We start from the raw sequence: 16,686 nt of genomic DNA on the forward strand, positions 1-16,686 counted from the left end.
GACCAACGCTGCCACGTTATGATGCTTGCACTTTCGCGCACAGATTGACGCTATGCACGCACCCATCCTGCAGCACCTGCTCCAGATCGATCGCAACGGCCCGCGCATGCAGCTGGGACGTGCGGGGCTGTTCCAGTTCCGCGAGGAAGTACGGGTGCTGCGCGCACCTTTCTTCTGGTCCTGCCTGATCGTAGTACTGGCCGGCGAGAAGGAGATCATCCGTAGCGACGGCGTGCTGCGCTGTCGGCCAGGGCACTGGATCGCCATCGGCGCCGGGCAGGACGTGAGCTTTCGCAACCGGCCCGACCCACAGCGCGGTTACTTCGCCGGTCTGTCGCTCGCGGCGGACCCAGCCTGGATGCGGCGCTTCACCGAGCGCTACGCCGCCGACCTGCCTGCGCGGCTCGATCCTGCCCCGGTATTCGAACCGGATGCCCTGTGCTGGAAGACGCTGAACGACTACGTGGAACAGGTGCTGCTGCCCCAGGAAAGCCCGCTGGACGAGGCGCTGGCGGAACACCGCTGGCAGGCGCTGTGGCTGGCGATGGCGCGTCAGGGCGTGGGGCGCGATCTGGTCACGGTGGCGCCGGAAAACTGGCGCGAGCGCGTGTTGCGCCATATCGGTGCCGATCCGGCGGCAGACTGGAAAATGACCGAGGTGGCAGGGCGGCTATGCCTGAGTGAGGCCACGCTGCGCCGCCGCCTGGCGCTGGAGCACACCACCTTTGCCGCCATCCTGGCCGACGCGCGTATGGATCGCGCGCTCTATCTGGTGATGAAGACACCCCAGCCCGTTCAGCGCATCGCCGAGGCCTGCGGCTACACCTCGCCATCGCGCTTCACCGATGCCTTTCGCTCGCGCTTCGGCCTGACGCCCACAGCCTTGCGGAGCGCGGCCTCGGCTCAGCCCGCACAAGCGAGCGCCGGCTAAGCAAGCACTCGAGATTGAGCGCAGCGGGCGAGCGATTGCGCGCTGCGGGCGAGACGTGGCGCGCCGCAGATTTTATCGTGTGCTCACTCCCTTCAGATCCGAGGAACCCATGATGAAACGCCTGCTGCCCCTGCTCTTCGCCACCTTGCTGCCACTCGCCCACGCTGGGGACTTCAAGCTCGGCAGCTCCGACGTGCCCGCCGACGGCAAGCTCGCCGAAAAACAGGTCTACATCGGCTACGGCTGCAACGGTGGCAACCAGTCGCCCGCACTGCAATGGTCGGGCGTGCCGGCCGGTGCCAAGAGCCTGGCGCTGGTGCTGCATGATCCGGACGCCCCGGTCAGCGGCGGCTGGTACCACTGGACGCTGTACGATGTGCCGCCCGCCACCACTGCACTTCCCGCCAACGCCGGCAACAGCACTGGCAGCAAGCTGCCCAAGGGCGCAAAGCAGGGTCGCACCAGCTTTGGCGGCAACAGCTTCGGCGGTGCCTGCCCGCCCATCGGTCATGGCGTGCACCACTACAACTTCACGCTGTACGCGCTGAAGGTAGCAACGCTGCCGCTGGCCGAGGACACCCCCCCGGCTGAGGCCGAAGCGCAGATCAAGGCGGCGAGTCTCGGCAGCTCCAGCTTCACGGCCACCTACCAGCGCTGAGCGCCGCTTCCGTACTTCGCGCTGGAATCCGCGCATAGCTGCCCCAGGAACCCGGCCCAGCCGGGTTCTCGCCTGTTTAGGCGGAGAAAGGCACGGCGGCGCTCCCTGGCCGATTCCCCCGCACGCTCTGCGCTTTTAGACAGACCGAGGCGTTACCACCGCGAGGGCGCCCCGCAGTCGCTCGTCCGTGGCACAGATGGCATCCCGCAGCACGAGCTGCCCCGGGGACACAACAGGATCCAAGATGCCACCATTCGTTTCCTGCTGTTTCCCGATCGCCGCACCTACCGGGATGAAACCACCGGCAACAAGCTCTAGACTGGCGGCTTCAGCCAAGTCGGGAGCCGCCATGCACGTCGTCATCTACCACAATCCGCGCTGCAGAAAATCGCGCGAGACCCTCGCCCTGCTGGGCGAGAACGGCGTCCAACCCGACGTCGTCGAATACCTCGCCACCCCGCCCGATGCCACCACGCTGGACCATCTGCTGACGCTGCTGCAGCTGGAACCGCGCCAGCTGATGCGGCAGAAGGAAGACGAATTCGTCGCGCTGAATCTCGCAGATCCTGCGCTCGATCGCGCCGCGCTGATCGCTGCGATGGTGGCGCACCCCAGGCTGATCGAGCGCCCCATCGTGGTCGTCGACGGCAAGCGGGCCGCCCTCGGCCGACCGCCGGAACAGGTGCTGGCGCTGCTCGGTCGCTGAATGCCTTATCGCATCGCAGCGGCAATTCGTCGCCGCATGGCCTGTTTCGTCGCACGCCCGCAGACGGCTCGCCCGTCGCCGACCAGACTGCATCTCGTGATTGTTCAAGGAGCACACCTGATGCACTACTTCCCCATGATCGGCGCAGCAACCCTCGCGGCGGCCCTGACCGCCCTCAACGTCCAGGCGGACAGCCCATTGCCGGCGTCCTGGACATTCTGGCAACAAGGCAGCGGACACTTCGCCGCGGTGCTCGATCACCGCACTGCGTTGTCGAGTACCGGCGCGGTCCAGCTGCGCTACCTCGACGGCGATTCATCCAACAGCTTTGGCGCAGCCCACCAGGACGTGGATGCAGCACCTTTTCGCAGTCAACGCCTGCGCTTCTCGGCCAAGGTCAGAACTCAGGAAGTGCTCGGCTGGGCTGGGCTGTGGTTGCGCGTCACCGATGCCAATCAGCGCGTCGTTGCCTTCGAGAACATGTTCACCCGCGGAATCAAACACAACGAGGACTGGGCTCGCCACGACATCGTGATGGACATCCCCGCCGCCGCTGCCCAGGTGCAATACGGCCTGATCCTGAGTGGCAAGGGGGTGAGCTGGCTGGATGAGCCAGAGCTTGCCATCGTCGGTCGGGACGTCGCGCTCACGCGCATCCCCTGGGAGCCCACGTCCGGCGGCGCCTGGGTGGAAAGCCCTCCCGAGGAACCGGCGCCGTGATGCTGGCAGCGCACGTTTTATCGTGCCCCCCGGCATGGCGGCCGGGTGTGCCGCCATGAACCCGGCCATCGTCCTGCTCGCTGCGATGCTGGCCTACCTTTTCACGACCGCATCAACCTGGCACAACACCGTCTTGCTTGCCCCCTGGACCAGCCGCGATGTCGGTACCGCCCACTATGCAGCGCAAATCGATCATCGCAATGCACGCACCGGACCCGGGGCCAAAACGCTTTACTACCACGGTGGCGCCATCAGCCAGACGAGGGGTCTGTCCAGTCATGGCGTCATCGAACAGGTCATCTCGGCCCGCAAGTTCGCCGGGCAGCGCATCCGTTTCTCGGCGCAACTACGCAGCCGCGGCGCGGATGGCGCAGCCGGATTGTGGCTGCGGGTCGATCAGCAAGGTGGCCGTTGCCCGGTCTTCGATGACATGCGAGGCCGCCCGATTGTGAGCGACGGCGATTGGCAGCCACGTCACATCGTGCTCGACATCCCTTCCGATGCAGAGCGCATCAGTTTCGGGGCCTACCTTGCCGGCAAGGGCCAGCTTTGGATGGATGAAGTGAAGTTCGAAATCGTGAACAAGAACGTCTCCCCCACACGCATCATCTCGCACGCCACCGGTGCCGCAGCGCGCAGCTACGCGCATAGCGCGAAGGGCTGGTTGCCCTGCGTGGATGGGCAAGGGAAGCACTGATGCAAACAACGACATCGGCCCTTCCCGGCATTCTCGGCAATTTCAGTCTGCGTACTTGCCTGATCAGCACCCTCCTCGCTGCGCTTTGCACCGCCATGGCCTGGTGGTATTTCGACGCCAGACTCTGGGCTGCAAGCTTCGTGCTGCTGCTGGGCGCGTGGCTGACTACCGGATTGGTGCTCAGCGCCCTGAGGGCCTGGGCAGGGCCTGATCCTGGCCTGCTGCCGGTCGGGCTCGTCGTCCTTACCGTCAATCTACTTGGCGCTGGGCTGGCCGCGACCGCCCACCAGACCATGGTGCAGGACGAGGCAGTGCGGCAATGGCCCTTCACATACACGTTCTGGGCTGCGGCACTCGCGGGCTGGCTCTGGCTGCTGCCCGGGCTGTGGCGCAGTCAACGTGTCGCCGTCGAGGCCAAACAGCAGCAACAGGCTCTGGCTCAGGCACGCGTCGAGCGGCTATTGGCCGAAGCGGAATTACGCACGCTGCAGGCGCAGGTTGAACCGCATTTTCTCTACAACACGCTGGCCAATGCCCGCTATTTGACGCGGCATGATCCCGAGCGCGCGGGCATGATGCTCGATCACCTGATCGCCTATCTGCGGACCAGCCTGCCCGATTTACGCGGCCCTGTTTCCACGGTGGCGCGCGAGCTTCGGCTCGCCGAGCATTACCTCGCTATCATGGCGATCCGTATGGGTGAACGGCTCAGCTACCACGTTACCGCGCCGGAGCGGCTGCTGACGCATTCAATGCCGCCACTGATGCTGGTCACCCTTGTCGAGAACGCGGTCAAGCACGGCATCGAGCCGAAGGCTGGCTGCGGTTGCATCGCCATCGGGATTTCGCAGGAAGACGGCATGCTGACCGTCGAAGTCTGCGATGACGGCATGGGTATAGGCGAGCCCCTGGGAAGTGGGCTGGGGCTCGTCAACATCCATCAGCGCTTGGCTACGCTGTATGGCGGTCGCGCCACGCTCTCGCTTTCACCCAGCCCCGGGGGCGGAACCCAGGCACGTATCCACTTGCCGCTGGAGCACAGCGCATGAACGCTCGCATCCTGATCGCCGACGACGAACCGCTGCTGCGGGCGCAAATGCGCGAAACGCTGGCGCAGCTCTGGCCGAATGCCCAGCTGGTCGGCGAGGCGGAAGACGGCCCCGGCGCACTAAGTCTCGCCAATACGTGTCAACCCGACATCGCCTTTCTCGACATCCGCATGCCGGGGCTGTCCGGGATCGACGTGGCAAGGGCCCTGTCCGGGCGTTGTCACGTGGTTTTCGTCACGGCCCACGATGAATACGCAGTCGCGGCCTTCGAGGAAGGCGCCGTCGACTACGTGCTCAAACCCGCAGATCCGGCCCGGCTGGCGCGCACGGTGACGCGCTTGCAGGACAAGATCAACACGCCGCCAGCGGACTTGACGCCCCTGCTGGCACGGCTCACGCCCATCGCCCAACGCGCCGCGACTTGGCTGCAAGCCTCCGTGGGCAATACCATCCATTTCATCACGCTTGCCGAAGTGATTTATTTCCAAGCCGAAGCCAAGTACACGAAGGTGGTGACCGACCGGCTGGAAGCGCACATCCGCAAGCCGATCAAGGAACTGGCTGCCGAACTTGGCAGCGACCGCTTCTGGCAGATACACCGCGGCACCCTGGTCGCGGTGGAGCGTATTGCAGCCGTGCAACGCCATGGCGACGCAATGCAACTGCTACTGCGCGATCACCCGACACGGCTCACAGTCAGCCAGGCCTACCAGCATTGCTTTCGATCGCAATGAGCGAACTCCCGAGCATGTGGCCTGCAGCAAACGATTCAGCCTAAGCATGACGGCTAAGGCATCGAACTTGAGATGTAGTCTTGGCGCCAGCGGCGCAGAGTTTAGATACCGGTTCCGCCCGGCAACCAAAACCCCGCGCCGCTGGCGCTGACACGATGAAACCAGCCATGACTCCAACTGCGCCGCCCTACCACGGCAGCTGCCTGTGCAGCGGCGTGAAATACCAAGTCACCGCCGCAATCCGCGCGGTATCGCATTGCCATTGCACGATGTGTCGCAAGGCGCACGGCGCCGCTTTTGGCAGCTACGGCAGCGTGCCAGGCGACGCCCATGTTTTCATCGCGGGTGAGGAGCTGCTGCGACGTTATGCCTCATCCGCCCAGGCCACGCGGACGTTCTGCTCGGTCTGCGGCTCGCCCATGCTGTGGCAGGGCAAGGGCCACTACGCGGATTGGGTGTCGTTTCCGCTCAGTACCCTCGATACGCCCTACCTCGCGCCGAAGCAAAAACACATCCACACCGCCTCAAAGGCGCCTTGGTACGACATCGCCGACCATTGGCCACAGTCCATGTAATGACCGAGCCCTCAAAGCCAAACATCGATGGCGCGATCAGTCGCTGAGCACCGGCCTGCCCCATCGGGCTGTGCGCACTGCGGCTATCCCCGCCGGCAACTCCGAATGTAATCAAGTCGCGGAAACTCACGCTTCAGGTAGTTGGCGCCATCGGCTGCGGTGATGCGCGCCGGGTCCGGGCCCTTGCCCCAGGGCGGCATGTCGCCGTATTCGGTGTTGAGCTGCGCCACCGTAGCCAGCGTGTCGGGCGTGACGGTGCCGATCGGCGTCTCCCACGCGGCCTTGCCGAGCGCGTCCACCGTTGCGCCCAGCGTGATGAAGAGATGGCTGGAGCGGCTGTTGGCGCCGCCGCCGGCAAAGCTCACATAGCCCTGGCGGAACGGCAGTGGGGCCTGGCCCGGCGTGTCGTCGGTGATGGTCGGGTAGTCGCGCCCGCCCGGCTTGTAGCCGAACTGGCACAGGAAACCGGCCACGCAGCGGAACAACGGCATGTCGTTGAAATGACCGTCGTCGACCAGCTGCAGGAAGCGCTCAGCCCCCTTGGGGCTCCACTCCGGCTTGACCGCGATATCGAGCGGGCCACGCGTGGTGTCGCAACGCACGGTGATTGCGCTGTTGCTGGCGGTCGCTGACGAAGCTTGAGGCGTTACTGCAGGCTTGGCAGCCGTTGCGGCCACGGTGCTGGGCTGCGCCTGTGATGGACTACCCGCGTCCAGATTGGCGTAGTACCAGCCGGCCGCCAGCAGCAGCGCAGCAATGACGATCCACTTCATGTTTGCTCCATCCGGGGTCACGGCATCTAGTTGGCCGAGTGTGGGCGACAGCCTGCCCGTGCCGCTGCAACCCGGCAAGCATCACTATCAGCGGTTGTTGCGCGGAGCCGGCGGCAACGCGCCGGGCCGGTGCCGCGCGCAGACACAAGGCGGCGTCGCGCGGCGGCCAGGAAACGCTTTATGCTGCAGCCCTGCCCGCTACCCTTGGCCAACGCCATGCATCCGCTGAAGAAACTGTTCGATCACGCCCGCCAGTACCGCCGCAACGCCTGGCGCGCCAGCGCCTATTCGGCGATCAACAAGCTGTTCGACATCCTGCCCGAGGTACTGATCGGCGTGGCGGTGGACGTGGTGATCAGCCGCGAGGCGTCGTTCCTTGCCAAGTTGGGCGTCGTCGATGCGGGCCAGCAATTGCTGCTGCTGGGCGCACTGACCGTGCTGATCTGGGGGGGCGAGTCGTTGTTCGAATTCCTCTACACCCGCGAATGGCGCAACCTGGCGCAGAACCTGCAGCACAGCCTGCGGCTGGAGGCGTATGCCCACGTGCAACGGCTGGAACTGGCGTGGTTCGAGAACCGCTCCAGCGGCAAGCTCTTGTCGGTGATGAACGACGACATCAACCAGATGGAGCGCTTTCTCAACAGCGGCGCCAGCGCCATCCTGCAGGTGCTGGTGTCGTCCGTGCTGGTGTCGGCCATCTTCTTCGCGCTGGCGCCCAAGCTGGCGCTGATCGCGCTCGCGCCGGTGCCCTTCATCCTGATCGGCGCCTTCTGGTTCCAGCGGCGACTGGCGCCGCGCTATGCCGCGGTGCGCGAGGCCGCCGGCGCGATCAACGGCCGCATCAACAACAATCTGCACGGCATCGCCACCATCAAGAGCTATGCCGCCGAGGATTTCGAGACCGCCCACGTGCGCGCGGCGAGCGAGGACTACGTACGCACCAACGCCGCGGCGATCGCGCTATCCGCCGCCATCACCCCGGTGATCCGCATGGCCATTCTGGCGGGCTTCGTCGTCACCCTCGTCTACGGCGGCTGGCTGGCGCTCGCGGGCGAGATCGCCGTTGGCAGCTACAGCGTGCTGGTGTTCCTCACCCAGCGCCTGCTGTGGCCGTTCACGGGCCTTGCCGAGATCGCCGATCTTTACCAGCGCTCGATGGCATCGATCACCCGGGTACTCGATCTGGTACAGACGCCCATCGCCATCCCCTATGCCGGGGCCGCGCTGCCGCACGCGGCAGTGCACGGCCAGATCCGCTTCGAGGGGATCCAGTTCGGTTACGACGCACAGCAGCAAACGCTCGCCGGCATCGACCTCACCTTGCCAGCCGGCGCCACCATCGGCTTCGTCGGCAGCACGGGTTCGGGCAAGAGCACGTTGATCAAGCTGCTGCTGCGCTTTTACACGCCGCAACAGGGGCGCATCCTGCTCGATGGCAGCGACATCGCCGGCCTCGCGCTGCAGGATTTGCGCCGCGCCGTCGGCTACGTGGCGCAGGAACCCTTCCTCACCGACGGCAGCATTGCCGACAACATCGGCTACGGCGTGCCGGATGCGAGCGAGGCCGACATCGAAGCCGCCGCGCGCGCGGCCGAGGTGCACGACTTCATTGCTGGCTTGCCACAAGGCTACGCCACACCGGTGGGCGAACGCGGCCAGAAGCTGTCCGGCGGACAGCGCCAGCGCATTGCGCTCGCGCGCGCCATCCTCAAGAACCCCCCCATCCTGGTGCTGGACGAGGCCACCAGCGCCGTCGACAACGAAACCGAGGCCGCCATTCAGCGCTCGCTGTTGCACGTGGCGCGCGGCCGCACCACGCTGGTGATCGCGCACCGGCTATCCACCGTGCGCCATGCCGACATGATCCATGTGCTGGAACAAGGCCGCATCGTCGAATCAGGCACGCACGACGAGCTACTGGAGATGGGCGGCGCCTACGCCGCGCTGTGGCGATTGCAGACCGGCGAAAGCCTGGAGGCCTGAAGCCCGGAGCGCCGATTCGGGTAACCATGAACACCGCCCAGCCACCCGGCTTCGATGCAGACACCCACCAGACAACCGCTTTCGATGAATCACCTCAGCTTTGTACAAGGCGGATGTGTCGTCTTGAGAATCGACGTCCCCCCCGGCACGCGCCTGATTGATGTCATCCGCCAGGAAACGCGGCGAGGATCGCTATCGCTGCCGTGGCGCTGCGCCCAGGGTACGTGCGGCGCCTGCGTGCTCAAACTTTCCAGATCCCAGGGTCCGTCCCCGCCGGTGGTGCTTGGCCGACTCGAGCGCAATGTGCTGATCCGGCAAGGGCAGCTGCCTGCGGATGCACCGCTGGAACAACCCGATACGCCGGCTACGCCGCGTCTTGCATGCCATGTCGCCGTCGATAGCGACCTGATTGTTTATTTCTAAAATTTATATAAAAACAAAATATCGGTATTTCACAGAATATAAAGCGCGCTGCCACACTGCATCCTGTCTCGATTCCGCATCGCCCCAGGGAGCATAACAATGTCACTGCGCCAAACCGTCCTCGCTGTCACCCTCGCCCTCACCGCCGCCAGCGGCTGGGCCGCCTCTGTCGAACTCCTGAACGTGTCGTACGATCCGACCCGCGAGCTCTACCAGGACTACAACAAGGCCTTCGCCAAGTACTGGAAGGCCAAAACCGGTGACGATGTCACCATCCGCCAATCGCACGGCGGCTCGGGCAAGCAGGCACGCTCGGTGCTCGATGGCCTGGAAGCCGACGTGGTCACGCTGGCGCTGGCCTACGACATCGACGAGCTGAACGAGAAAGGCAAGCTCCTGACACCCGACTGGCAGAAGAAGCTGCCGGACAACGCCAGCCCCTACACCTCGACCATCGTGTTCCTGGTGCGCAAGGGCAACCCCAAGAACATCAAGGACTGGAACGACCTCGTCCGCTCGGACGTGAAGGTGATCACCCCCAACCCCAAGACCAGCGGCGGTGCGCGCTGGAACTACCTGGCGGCCTGGGGCTATGCGCTCAAGCAACCGGGCGGCAACGATGCCAAGGCGCGCGAATTCCTCGCCAAGATCTTCAAGAACGTGCCGGTGCTCGATACCGGTGCCCGCGGCTCGACGGTGACCTTCACCCAGCGCGGCCAGGGCGACGTGCTGCTGGCCTGGGAAAACGAAGCGGTGCTGTCGATCAAGGAATTCGGTCCGGACAAGTTCGACATCGTCGCGCCGTCCCTGTCGATCAAGGCCGAACCGCCGGTTGCCCTCGTCGACAAGGTGGTCGACAAGAAGGGCACCCGCAAGGTGGCCGAGGAATACCTGAAGTATCTGTACTCGCCGGAAGGCCAGGAAATCGCCGCGCAGAACTACTACCGCCCGATCGACAAGACCATCTACGCCAAGTACGCCAAGCAGTTCCCGAACGTGAAGCTGTTCGATATCGACGACGTGTTCGGTGGCTGGGGTAAGGCGCAGAAGACCCACTTCGGTGATGGCGGAGTATTCGACCAGATCCAGGCCGCCAACGCCAAATAAAGGGAATCGGCTGCGCAATCCGCCCGCAGCGTCGGGGGCTCCGCGCCATCCTCACGTACATCCAGTACGTTCCGGTGGCTGTGGTGCCTCCTCCTCACGGTCGGATCGCTCGCTCGATTCGAACTGTCCGCTGATCACTGCTGCGAGTTCCAGCAACCGCGGCATCATCCTCAGGAGTATCGACATGACCTTGCGTTTAGGCGACATCGCCCCCGATTTCACCCAGCAATCCTCGACAGGCGAGATCCGGTTCCACGAGTGGGCCGGCGATCACTGGGTGGTGCTGTTCTCGCATCCAGCCGATTTCACCCCGGTATGCACCACCGAGCTTGGCAAGACCGCCAAGCTGAAGGACGAATTTGCCCGCCGTAACGTCAAGGCACTGGCGATCAGCGTCGACCCAGTCGAATCGCACCTGAAGTGGATCGCCGACATCAATGACACCCAAGAGACCACGGTGAACTTCCCCATCCTGGCGGACGCCGACCGCAAGGTATCCGAGCTCTACGACCTGATCCACCCGAACGCCTCGACCACCGCCACCGTGCGCTCGGTGTTCGTCATCGATCCGGCCAAGAAGATTCGCCTGACGCTGACCTACCCGGCCAGTACCGGCCGCAACTTCAACGAGATCCTGCGCGTGATCGATTCGCTGCAGCTCACCGAATACCACAAGGTGGCCACGCCCGCCGACTGGGAACACGGCGACGACGTGGTGATCGTGCCGTCCTTGCAGGATGAGGCCGAAATCGCCCAGCGCTTCCCCAAGGGCTATCGCGCGGTGCGCCCCTACCTGCGCCTGACGCCGCAACCGAACCTGTAATCCGCTTTTCCTCCTGGAGCACGACTCAAGCCAGGCTTGGGGTCTGTCATTGCCGACGGCCCCCGACCTGGCTTTTTTTGTCACTGCCATCGCCATGAACGATACCCTGCGCCCGCCAACCTTCCCGGTCCCGCCCGAAATCCGCCGTGACTGGCCCCGCAGCCAGTTCAGCATCGACGCCATCGAAGGCGTGGTGACCGAGGCGCTGGGGATGCGGTTGGCCTCCGCCTTCCAGCCCATCTTCGCGCCGGATGGCAGAACGGTCTTGGGTGAGGAAGCACTGCTGCGCGCGAGCCTCAGGCGCAAGCCGCTGGCACCGCCCAACGCCTTTGCCGCCGCGCGCGCGAGCGACGTGTTGGTGGGGTTCGACCGGCTGTGCCGCACGCTGCACCTGATCAACTTCGCCACCTACGCCCGCCCCAACCGCACGCTGTTCCTCAACGTGCACCCGGAGCTATTGCCGGCGGTGGAGGCTCACGGCGTCTACTTCGAGCGCATTCTGGAAAGCCAGGGCTTCAAGCCGGCCGACGTGGTGCTGGAACTGCTGGAGAGCGACGTCACCGCGGCCGAACCCGAGGCGCTGACCCGCGCCGTCGCCAATTTCCGCAGCCGTGGCTATCGCATTGCGCTCGACGACTTCGGCCATGGCCACGCCAACCTGGACCGGCTATGGGCTACCGCACCCGACTACGTGAAGCTCGATCGCGAGCTGTTGCGCCTGGCTGGGCGCGATGAAAAAGCCGCGCGCGGCTATCGCCAGCTGGTGGCACTGCTGCGCGACACCGGCGCTCAGGTGCTGGCCGAGGGCGTGGAAACCACCAACGAGCTGGCGCTGGCGCGCGATGCCGGCGTCGACGGCCTGCAAGGCTACCTGCTGGGCGAGCCCGGATACCGTCATTGATGGGCCGATCCATCACCAAGGGAGAGATAGATGGACCGCGTTGAACAATTCATCGCCCAGGGCGGCCGCCTGCTGATCGTGCCGGGCTGGCGCGATTCGGGCTACACACACTGGCAAAGCCGCTGGCACCGCCGTTATCCGGGCAGCGAGCGGCTGGTGCAGGCCGACTGGGAACACCCGCACGCGGCGGACTGGGTGGCGGCGCTGCGTCGCAAGATCGCCGAATCGGATGCCCCCACGCTGCTGGTCGCGCATAGCCTGGGCTGCATCACCGTCGCGCACTGGGCGGCGCTCGCCGGCAGCAATCACCCGGTGGTTGCCGCGCTGCTGGTGGCACCGGCCGACGTGGCACGGCCGCATGCGCCGGTGGAGTTTCGTGGCTTTTTGCCGTTGCCACACCGGCGCCTACCCTTCCCGTCGGTACTGGTCGCCAGCGACAGCGACGATGCTTGCAGCGCCGAGCGCGCCAGCCACCTCGCCAGCACCTGGGGCAGCCGGCTGGCCATGCTGCGCGGCGTGGGCCATATCAATGTGGAGTCACGGCACGGACCCTGGCCCGTGGGCAGGCAGTGGCTGCGCCGCATCGCCGCCGAACACGTTACGCAGCACACCGAACCGGCACTGGCGATCTGACGCGCGCGCTCGGCACTCGGTCCCGTCACGACGGGATCGCGCGGCCGCTTGCGCGCATACGCTTTTACGGCCAACTCCGGCGCCGTGAACGACGCCACCACGCCAGCTTGGCGCGGTGGCACTGATCCACGTCCGGCGGAGGCTGAAAAGCGAGCATAAGGCTGCAACGGCGCTCGGGCGCGCTGCACGTCCACGTCCACGTCCACGTCCACGTCCACGTCCACGTCCACGTCCACGTCCACGTAAAAGTACGTTCGCCGTGGCCCATATGCAATTCAGGTTATATCAATCCAACTACAAAGTATTTTATGGAATAAAAATCGGTCTTTATATTCACTCCAGACCTTTGATGTGCGGAGTGTGATCCATGACCACCGTTGTACTGCTGGCCGGCAGCCCCGGCGAGCGTTCCCGTTCTACCACCCTGCTGCAACGCGCTGGCGCCCTGCTGGCGAGCTACGGCGTCGTCACCCAGACCTTCGGCCTGACCGACTTCCCCAGCGACGACCTGATCTACGCGCGCTGGGATAGCCCCGCCATCCGCCGTTTCACCGAAACGCTGGCCGCCGCCGATGGTCTCGTCGTCGCCACCCCGGTCTACAAGGCCGCGTACAGCGGCGCGCTCAAGGCGGTGCTCGATCTGTTGCCCGAACGCGCGCTGGAGCAGAAAGCTGCGCTGGCACTGGCCACCGGCGGCAGCCCCGGCCATTTGCTGGCGGTCGACTACGCACTGCAACCGGTGCTCTCCGCCTTGAAGGCCCGCCATATCGTCGGCGGCGTCTATGCCACCGATCGCGACTTCAACCCGCAGGACGACGGCAGCTACCAGGTCACCGAAGAGATCGACTCGCGACTGCATCACGCTGTCGGCCGCCTGATCGCCCACCTGCCCAACCCGGGCAGCGTGCAACTGCACCCCGAGGAGCTGTCGCGCCAGGTGGCCGCAGCCCGCATCAGCATCTGACCGCTATATCCGAACCCCATACCAAGACCGAGGAGCCCTGCCCATGCTGTCCCGACTGATCAAACCCTTGCTGATCGCCGCCGCGATCAGCCTTGCCACCGGTGCCGCCGCCGAGGAGCTGCGCGTCGGCTTCCAGAAATACGGCACGCTGACCGTGCTCAAGGCACGCGGCACGCTCGAAACCCGCCTGAAGCCACTGAGCTTCACCGTGCGCTGGGTCGAATTCCCGGCCGGCCCGCAATTGCTGGAGGGCCTGAACGTCGGTGCCATCGATTTTGGCACCACCGGCGAAGCACCGCCCATCTTCGCCCAGGCCGCCGGCGCCAACCTGGTCTACGTCGGCAACGAGCCGCCGGCACCGATCTCCGAAGCCATCGTCATCCCCAAGGATTCGACCCTCAAGTCGGTGAAGGAACTCAAGGGCAAGAAAGTGGCGCTGAACAAGGGCTCCAATGTCCACTTCCTGCTGGTGAAGGCGCTGGAGGAAGCAGGCCTCAAGTGGACCGACATCACCCCCGTCTACCTGCCGCCGGCCGATGCGCGCGCCGCGTTCGAGCGCGGTTCGGTCGATGCCTGGGTGATCTGGGATCCGTTCCTCGCCGCTGCCGAGAAACAGCTGGGCGCCCGCACGCTGCGCGACGGCAAGGGCCTCGTCGCCAACCACCAGTTCTTTCTCGCCGCCCGCCCGTTTGCCGAGAAGAACCCCAAGGTGCTCGCCGCCGTGCTCGACGAGCTCGACAAGACCGACGAGTGGGCGGCAAAGAACCAGGCCGAGGTGGTGAAGGAAATCGCGCCGCTATTGGGCTTGCCGACCGACATCGTGCAACTGGCCGTCGCCCGCTACAGCTACGGCGTGGTGCCGGTGACGCCCAAGGTGGCCGACGCCCAGCAGAAGATCGCCGACGTGTTCCATGAGCTCAAGCTGATCCCGAAGCCGATCAAGGTGAAGGACGCGCTGGTCTCGCAGAAGTAAGGATCACGCCATGAAGCGCCTCCTTGCTCCCCTGTTGGCCCTCGCGCTCGTCGCGGGCACCGTTCACGCCACCGAAGTACGCATCGGCTACCAGAAAAGCTCGCTCAATCTGATCGTGCTGAAAAGCCGGGGCATCCTGGAAAAGCGGCTGGCCGAGGGCGGCCACACGGTGAAGTGGCACGAATTCGCCGCCGGCCCGCAGCTCTTGGAGGCGCTGGCCGCGGGTTCGGTCGACGTGGGCATGACCGGCGATACCCCGCCGATCTTCGCCCAGTCCGCCGGCTCGCCGTTGGTCTACGTCGGCTTCGAGCCACCCAAGCCGCAAGCGTCGGCCATCCTGGTGCCGAGCGACTCGCCGATCAGGAAGCTCGCCGACCTCAAGGGCAAGCGGGTGGCATTGCAGAAGGGGTCGAGTGCGCACTACCTGCTGGTGCGCGCGCTGGATAAAGCTGGCCTCAAGTGGGAAGACATCCAGCCCGCCTACCTGACCCCGGCCGAGGCGCGCGCCGCGTTCGAGCGCGGGGCTATCGATGCCTGGGCGATCTGGGATCCGTTCTACGCCGCCGCCGAGAAAACGGTGAAGCCGCGTGTGCTGACCACGGGTGAAGGCCTGTCGGCCAACCAGTCGTTCTACCTCGCCGCCAAGCCATTCGCGAACAAGGAAAGCCGCTTGCTGCAGATCGTGTTCGACGCACTGACCGACAACGACGATTTCCTGGAAAAGCAGCCGGCCGAAGCGGCCCAGGTGCTGTCGCGCGCCGTCGGCCTCGATGTGCCGACCTTCGAGCGCGTGATCGAGCGCCGCCCCAGTTTCAAGGTCACCTGGCTCACTCCGCAGGTGGTGGCCGAGCAACAACGCATTGCCGACCGCTTCGCCGAGCTCAAGCTCATCCCGAAGCCGGTCACCGTGAAGGAAATCGTCTGGCAGCCTTAGTCGGATCGCGGCTCCCCCAGCGGGTTCGCCCGTTGCCGCACCGAAACCGGCCCCAGTCGCAACGACAACAAGGATAACGATCATGAAACTGTTCTGGTTCCTCCCCACCCATGGCGACGGCCGCTACCTCGGCACCCAACACGGCGCTCGCACCGTCGATCATCGCTACCTCGCGCAGATCGCCCAGGCGGCCGACCGCCTCGGTTTCGAAGGCGTGCTGATTCCCACCGGCCGCTCTTGCGAGGATTCCTGGGTAGTGGCTGCGTCGCTCGCGCCGCTGACCGAACGCCTGAAGTTCCTGGTGGCGATCCGCCCCGGCATCATTTCGCCCACGGTCTCGGCCCGCCAGGCCGCCACGCTCGATCGCATCTCGAACGGCCGCCTGCTGATCAACGTGGTGACCGGTGGTGATCCGGACGAACAACACGGCGACGGCAGCTTCCTCACCCACGCCGAGCGCTACGAGGTGACCGACGAGTTCCTGCGCATCTGGCGCGGCGTGCTGTCAGGCGAAGCCGTCGACTTCGAGGGCAAACACCTCACCGTGAAGAACGCCAAGACGCTGTTCCCGCCGGTGCAGCAACCATATCCGCCGCTGTGGTTCGGCGGCTCGTCCGAACCCGCCAAGGCGCTGGCCGCCGAGCAGGTCGACGTCTACCTTACCTGGGGCGAGCCGCCGGCCGCCGTCGCCGAGAAGATCCGCGAAGTGCGCGAACTCGCCGCAGCGCAGGGCCGCACGGTGAAGTTCGGCATCCGCCTGCACATCATCGTGCGTGAAACCAGCGAGGAAGCGTGGAAGGCGGCCGACGAGCTGATCCAGTACGTGACCGACGACACCATCGCCGCCGCGCAGAAGGCCTTCGCGCGCTTCGATTCGGAAGGCCAGCGCCGCATGGCCGAGCTGCATGGCGGGCGCCGTGACCAACTCGAAATCCACCCCAACCTGTGGGCCGGCGTCGGCCTGGTGCGCGGCGGCGCGGGCACGGCCCTCGTCGGCAGCGCCGAGGAAGTGGCGGCGCTGGTGAAGGAATACCACGCGCTCGGCATCGAGACCTTCATCCTCTCAGGCTACCCGCACCTGGAGGAATCGTACCGCGTGGCC

At 65.4% G+C, this 16,686-nt stretch carries 19 protein-coding genes; 18 read left to right on the forward strand and 1 reads right to left on the reverse strand.

Translation table 11 applies throughout. The annotated features are described in order from the left end of the window. The first annotated feature begins 52 nt into the window (after window positions 1–52). The 8 genes from NLI84_RS12435 to NLI84_RS12470 all read left to right on the forward strand — a co-directional run bounded on the left by NLI84_RS12435 (window position 53) and on the right by NLI84_RS12470 (window position 6,070). Window positions 53–931 (forward strand): helix-turn-helix transcriptional regulator, encoded by an 879-nt coding sequence (locus NLI84_RS12435; RefSeq protein WP_255990620.1) that lies wholly within the window; start codon window positions 53–55, stop codon window positions 929–931. Window positions 932–1,043: 112 nt separating this feature from the next. Then, on the forward strand, window positions 1,044–1,589 hold the full coding sequence (locus tag NLI84_RS12440; RefSeq protein ID WP_255990622.1) for a YbhB/YbcL family Raf kinase inhibitor-like protein: 546 nt from the start codon (window positions 1,044–1,046) through the stop codon (window positions 1,587–1,589). A gap of 349 nt (window positions 1,590–1,938) precedes the next feature. After that, window positions 1,939–2,295 (forward strand): arsenate reductase (glutaredoxin), encoded by a 357-nt coding sequence (arsC, locus tag NLI84_RS12445; protein ID WP_255990623.1) that lies wholly within the window; start codon window positions 1,939–1,941, stop codon window positions 2,293–2,295. A 120-nt stretch (window positions 2,296–2,415) separates the two neighbouring features. Continuing rightward, window positions 2,416–3,015, forward strand: a complete 600-nt coding sequence (locus NLI84_RS12450) for a hypothetical protein (RefSeq protein ID WP_255990625.1) — start codon at window positions 2,416–2,418, stop codon at window positions 3,013–3,015. Between the two features lie 55 nt (window positions 3,016–3,070). Beyond that, window positions 3,071–3,712, forward strand: coding sequence for a hypothetical protein (locus NLI84_RS12455; RefSeq protein WP_255990626.1), 642 nt, complete (start codon window positions 3,071–3,073; stop codon window positions 3,710–3,712). Beyond that, entirely contained in the window at window positions 3,712–4,761 is a 1,050-nt protein-coding gene (locus NLI84_RS12460) for a sensor histidine kinase (RefSeq protein ID WP_255990629.1), read from the forward strand. The genes NLI84_RS12455 and NLI84_RS12460 overlap by 1 nt, the downstream gene beginning before the upstream one ends. After that, a complete protein-coding gene (locus tag NLI84_RS12465; RefSeq protein WP_255990631.1) occupies window positions 4,758–5,495 on the forward strand; it encodes a LytR/AlgR family response regulator transcription factor in 738 nt (245 codons plus the stop codon). The genes NLI84_RS12460 and NLI84_RS12465 overlap by 4 nt, the downstream gene beginning before the upstream one ends. A gap of 167 nt (window positions 5,496–5,662) precedes the next feature. Next, window positions 5,663–6,070 carry a GFA family protein gene (locus NLI84_RS12470; RefSeq protein ID WP_255990632.1) on the forward strand — a complete coding sequence of 136 codons (408 nt, stop codon included), beginning with the start codon at window positions 5,663–5,665 and terminating at the stop codon, window positions 6,068–6,070. 83 nt (window positions 6,071–6,153) lie between these two features. Here the strand turns inward: NLI84_RS12470 and NLI84_RS12475 are convergent, their stop codons facing one another. Continuing rightward, the gene (locus NLI84_RS12475; protein ID WP_255990633.1) at window positions 6,154–6,843 is read right to left on the reverse strand and encodes a peptidylprolyl isomerase; all 690 of its coding nucleotides are present in this window, start codon (window positions 6,841–6,843) and stop codon (window positions 6,154–6,156) included. Window positions 6,844–7,023: 180 nt separating this feature from the next. Here NLI84_RS12475 and NLI84_RS12480 point away from each other — a divergent pair, with 180 nt between their 5' ends. The 10 genes from NLI84_RS12480 to ssuD form a co-directional block, all read left to right on the forward strand. Then, window positions 7,024–8,826, forward strand: a complete 1,803-nt coding sequence (locus NLI84_RS12480) for an ABC transporter ATP-binding protein (RefSeq protein WP_255990634.1) — start codon at window positions 7,024–7,026, stop codon at window positions 8,824–8,826. A gap of 84 nt (window positions 8,827–8,910) precedes the next feature. Continuing rightward, the gene (locus tag NLI84_RS12485) at window positions 8,911–9,249 is read left to right on the forward strand and encodes a 2Fe-2S iron-sulfur cluster-binding protein (RefSeq protein ID WP_255990635.1); all 339 of its coding nucleotides are present in this window, start codon (window positions 8,911–8,913) and stop codon (window positions 9,247–9,249) included. A 99-nt stretch (window positions 9,250–9,348) separates the two neighbouring features. Further along, window positions 9,349–10,356: a sulfate ABC transporter substrate-binding protein gene (locus NLI84_RS12490; protein ID WP_255990637.1), complete on the forward strand. Its 1,008-nt coding sequence runs from the start codon at window positions 9,349–9,351 to the stop codon at window positions 10,354–10,356. 184 nt (window positions 10,357–10,540) lie between these two features. After that, on the forward strand, window positions 10,541–11,179 hold the full coding sequence (locus NLI84_RS12495; protein WP_255990638.1) for a peroxiredoxin: 639 nt from the start codon (window positions 10,541–10,543) through the stop codon (window positions 11,177–11,179). A 94-nt stretch (window positions 11,180–11,273) separates the two neighbouring features. Beyond that, the gene (locus NLI84_RS12500) at window positions 11,274–12,080 is read left to right on the forward strand and encodes an EAL domain-containing protein (protein ID WP_255990639.1); all 807 of its coding nucleotides are present in this window, start codon (window positions 11,274–11,276) and stop codon (window positions 12,078–12,080) included. A 30-nt stretch (window positions 12,081–12,110) separates the two neighbouring features. Then, window positions 12,111–12,713 (forward strand): RBBP9/YdeN family alpha/beta hydrolase, encoded by a 603-nt coding sequence (locus tag NLI84_RS12505; protein WP_255990643.1) that lies wholly within the window; start codon window positions 12,111–12,113, stop codon window positions 12,711–12,713. 367 nt (window positions 12,714–13,080) lie between these two features. Next, on the forward strand, window positions 13,081–13,677 hold the full coding sequence (ssuE, locus tag NLI84_RS12510; RefSeq protein WP_255990644.1) for an NADPH-dependent FMN reductase: 597 nt from the start codon (window positions 13,081–13,083) through the stop codon (window positions 13,675–13,677). 43 nt (window positions 13,678–13,720) lie between these two features. Beyond that, window positions 13,721–14,650 carry a sulfonate ABC transporter substrate-binding protein gene (locus NLI84_RS12515; protein ID WP_255990646.1) on the forward strand — a complete coding sequence of 310 codons (930 nt, stop codon included), beginning with the start codon at window positions 13,721–13,723 and terminating at the stop codon, window positions 14,648–14,650. A 10-nt stretch (window positions 14,651–14,660) separates the two neighbouring features. Beyond that, entirely contained in the window at window positions 14,661–15,584 is a 924-nt protein-coding gene (locus NLI84_RS12520) for a sulfonate ABC transporter substrate-binding protein (RefSeq protein ID WP_255990647.1), read from the forward strand. An 82-nt stretch (window positions 15,585–15,666) separates the two neighbouring features. Continuing rightward, window positions 15,667–16,686, forward strand: a 1,020-nt coding sequence (ssuD, locus tag NLI84_RS12525; RefSeq protein WP_255990648.1) for an FMNH2-dependent alkanesulfonate monooxygenase, incomplete at its 3' end; no start/stop codon positions are given.

It is taken from the genome of Chitinolyticbacter albus, from assembly GCF_024437655.1.
In the GTDB taxonomy this organism is placed as follows: domain Bacteria; phylum Pseudomonadota; class Gammaproteobacteria; order Burkholderiales; family Chitinibacteraceae; genus Chitinolyticbacter; species Chitinolyticbacter albus.

Coding starts and splice junctions, on each gene's coding strand:
- NLI84_RS12495 (WP_255990638.1), top strand. CDS start 10,541: ATGACCTTGCGTTTAGGCGACATCGCCCCCGATTTCACCCAGCAATCC.
- NLI84_RS12435 (WP_255990620.1), top strand. CDS start 53: ATGCACGCACCCATCCTGCAGCACCTGCTCCAGATCGATCGCAACGGC.
- NLI84_RS12490 (WP_255990637.1), top strand. CDS start 9,349: ATGTCACTGCGCCAAACCGTCCTCGCTGTCACCCTCGCCCTCACCGCC.
- arsC (WP_255990623.1), top strand. CDS start 1,939: ATGCACGTCGTCATCTACCACAATCCGCGCTGCAGAAAATCGCGCGAG.
- NLI84_RS12465 (WP_255990631.1), top strand. CDS start 4,758: ATGAACGCTCGCATCCTGATCGCCGACGACGAACCGCTGCTGCGGGCG.
- NLI84_RS12470 (WP_255990632.1), top strand. CDS start 5,663: ATGACTCCAACTGCGCCGCCCTACCACGGCAGCTGCCTGTGCAGCGGC.
- NLI84_RS12520 (WP_255990647.1), top strand. CDS start 14,661: ATGAAGCGCCTCCTTGCTCCCCTGTTGGCCCTCGCGCTCGTCGCGGGC.
- NLI84_RS12485 (WP_255990635.1), top strand. CDS start 8,911: ATGAATCACCTCAGCTTTGTACAAGGCGGATGTGTCGTCTTGAGAATC.
- ssuE (WP_255990644.1), top strand. CDS start 13,081: ATGACCACCGTTGTACTGCTGGCCGGCAGCCCCGGCGAGCGTTCCCGT.
- NLI84_RS12440 (WP_255990622.1), top strand. CDS start 1,044: ATGAAACGCCTGCTGCCCCTGCTCTTCGCCACCTTGCTGCCACTCGCC.
- NLI84_RS12475 (WP_255990633.1), bottom strand. CDS start 6,843: ATGAAGTGGATCGTCATTGCTGCGCTGCTGCTGGCGGCCGGCTGGTAC.
- NLI84_RS12480 (WP_255990634.1), top strand. CDS start 7,024: ATGCTGCAGCCCTGCCCGCTACCCTTGGCCAACGCCATGCATCCGCTG.
- NLI84_RS12500 (WP_255990639.1), top strand. CDS start 11,274: ATGAACGATACCCTGCGCCCGCCAACCTTCCCGGTCCCGCCCGAAATC.
- NLI84_RS12450 (WP_255990625.1), top strand. CDS start 2,416: ATGCACTACTTCCCCATGATCGGCGCAGCAACCCTCGCGGCGGCCCTG.
- NLI84_RS12515 (WP_255990646.1), top strand. CDS start 13,721: ATGCTGTCCCGACTGATCAAACCCTTGCTGATCGCCGCCGCGATCAGC.
- NLI84_RS12505 (WP_255990643.1), top strand. CDS start 12,111: ATGGACCGCGTTGAACAATTCATCGCCCAGGGCGGCCGCCTGCTGATC.
- NLI84_RS12460 (WP_255990629.1), top strand. CDS start 3,712: ATGCAAACAACGACATCGGCCCTTCCCGGCATTCTCGGCAATTTCAGT.
- NLI84_RS12455 (WP_255990626.1), top strand. CDS start 3,071: ATGAACCCGGCCATCGTCCTGCTCGCTGCGATGCTGGCCTACCTTTTC.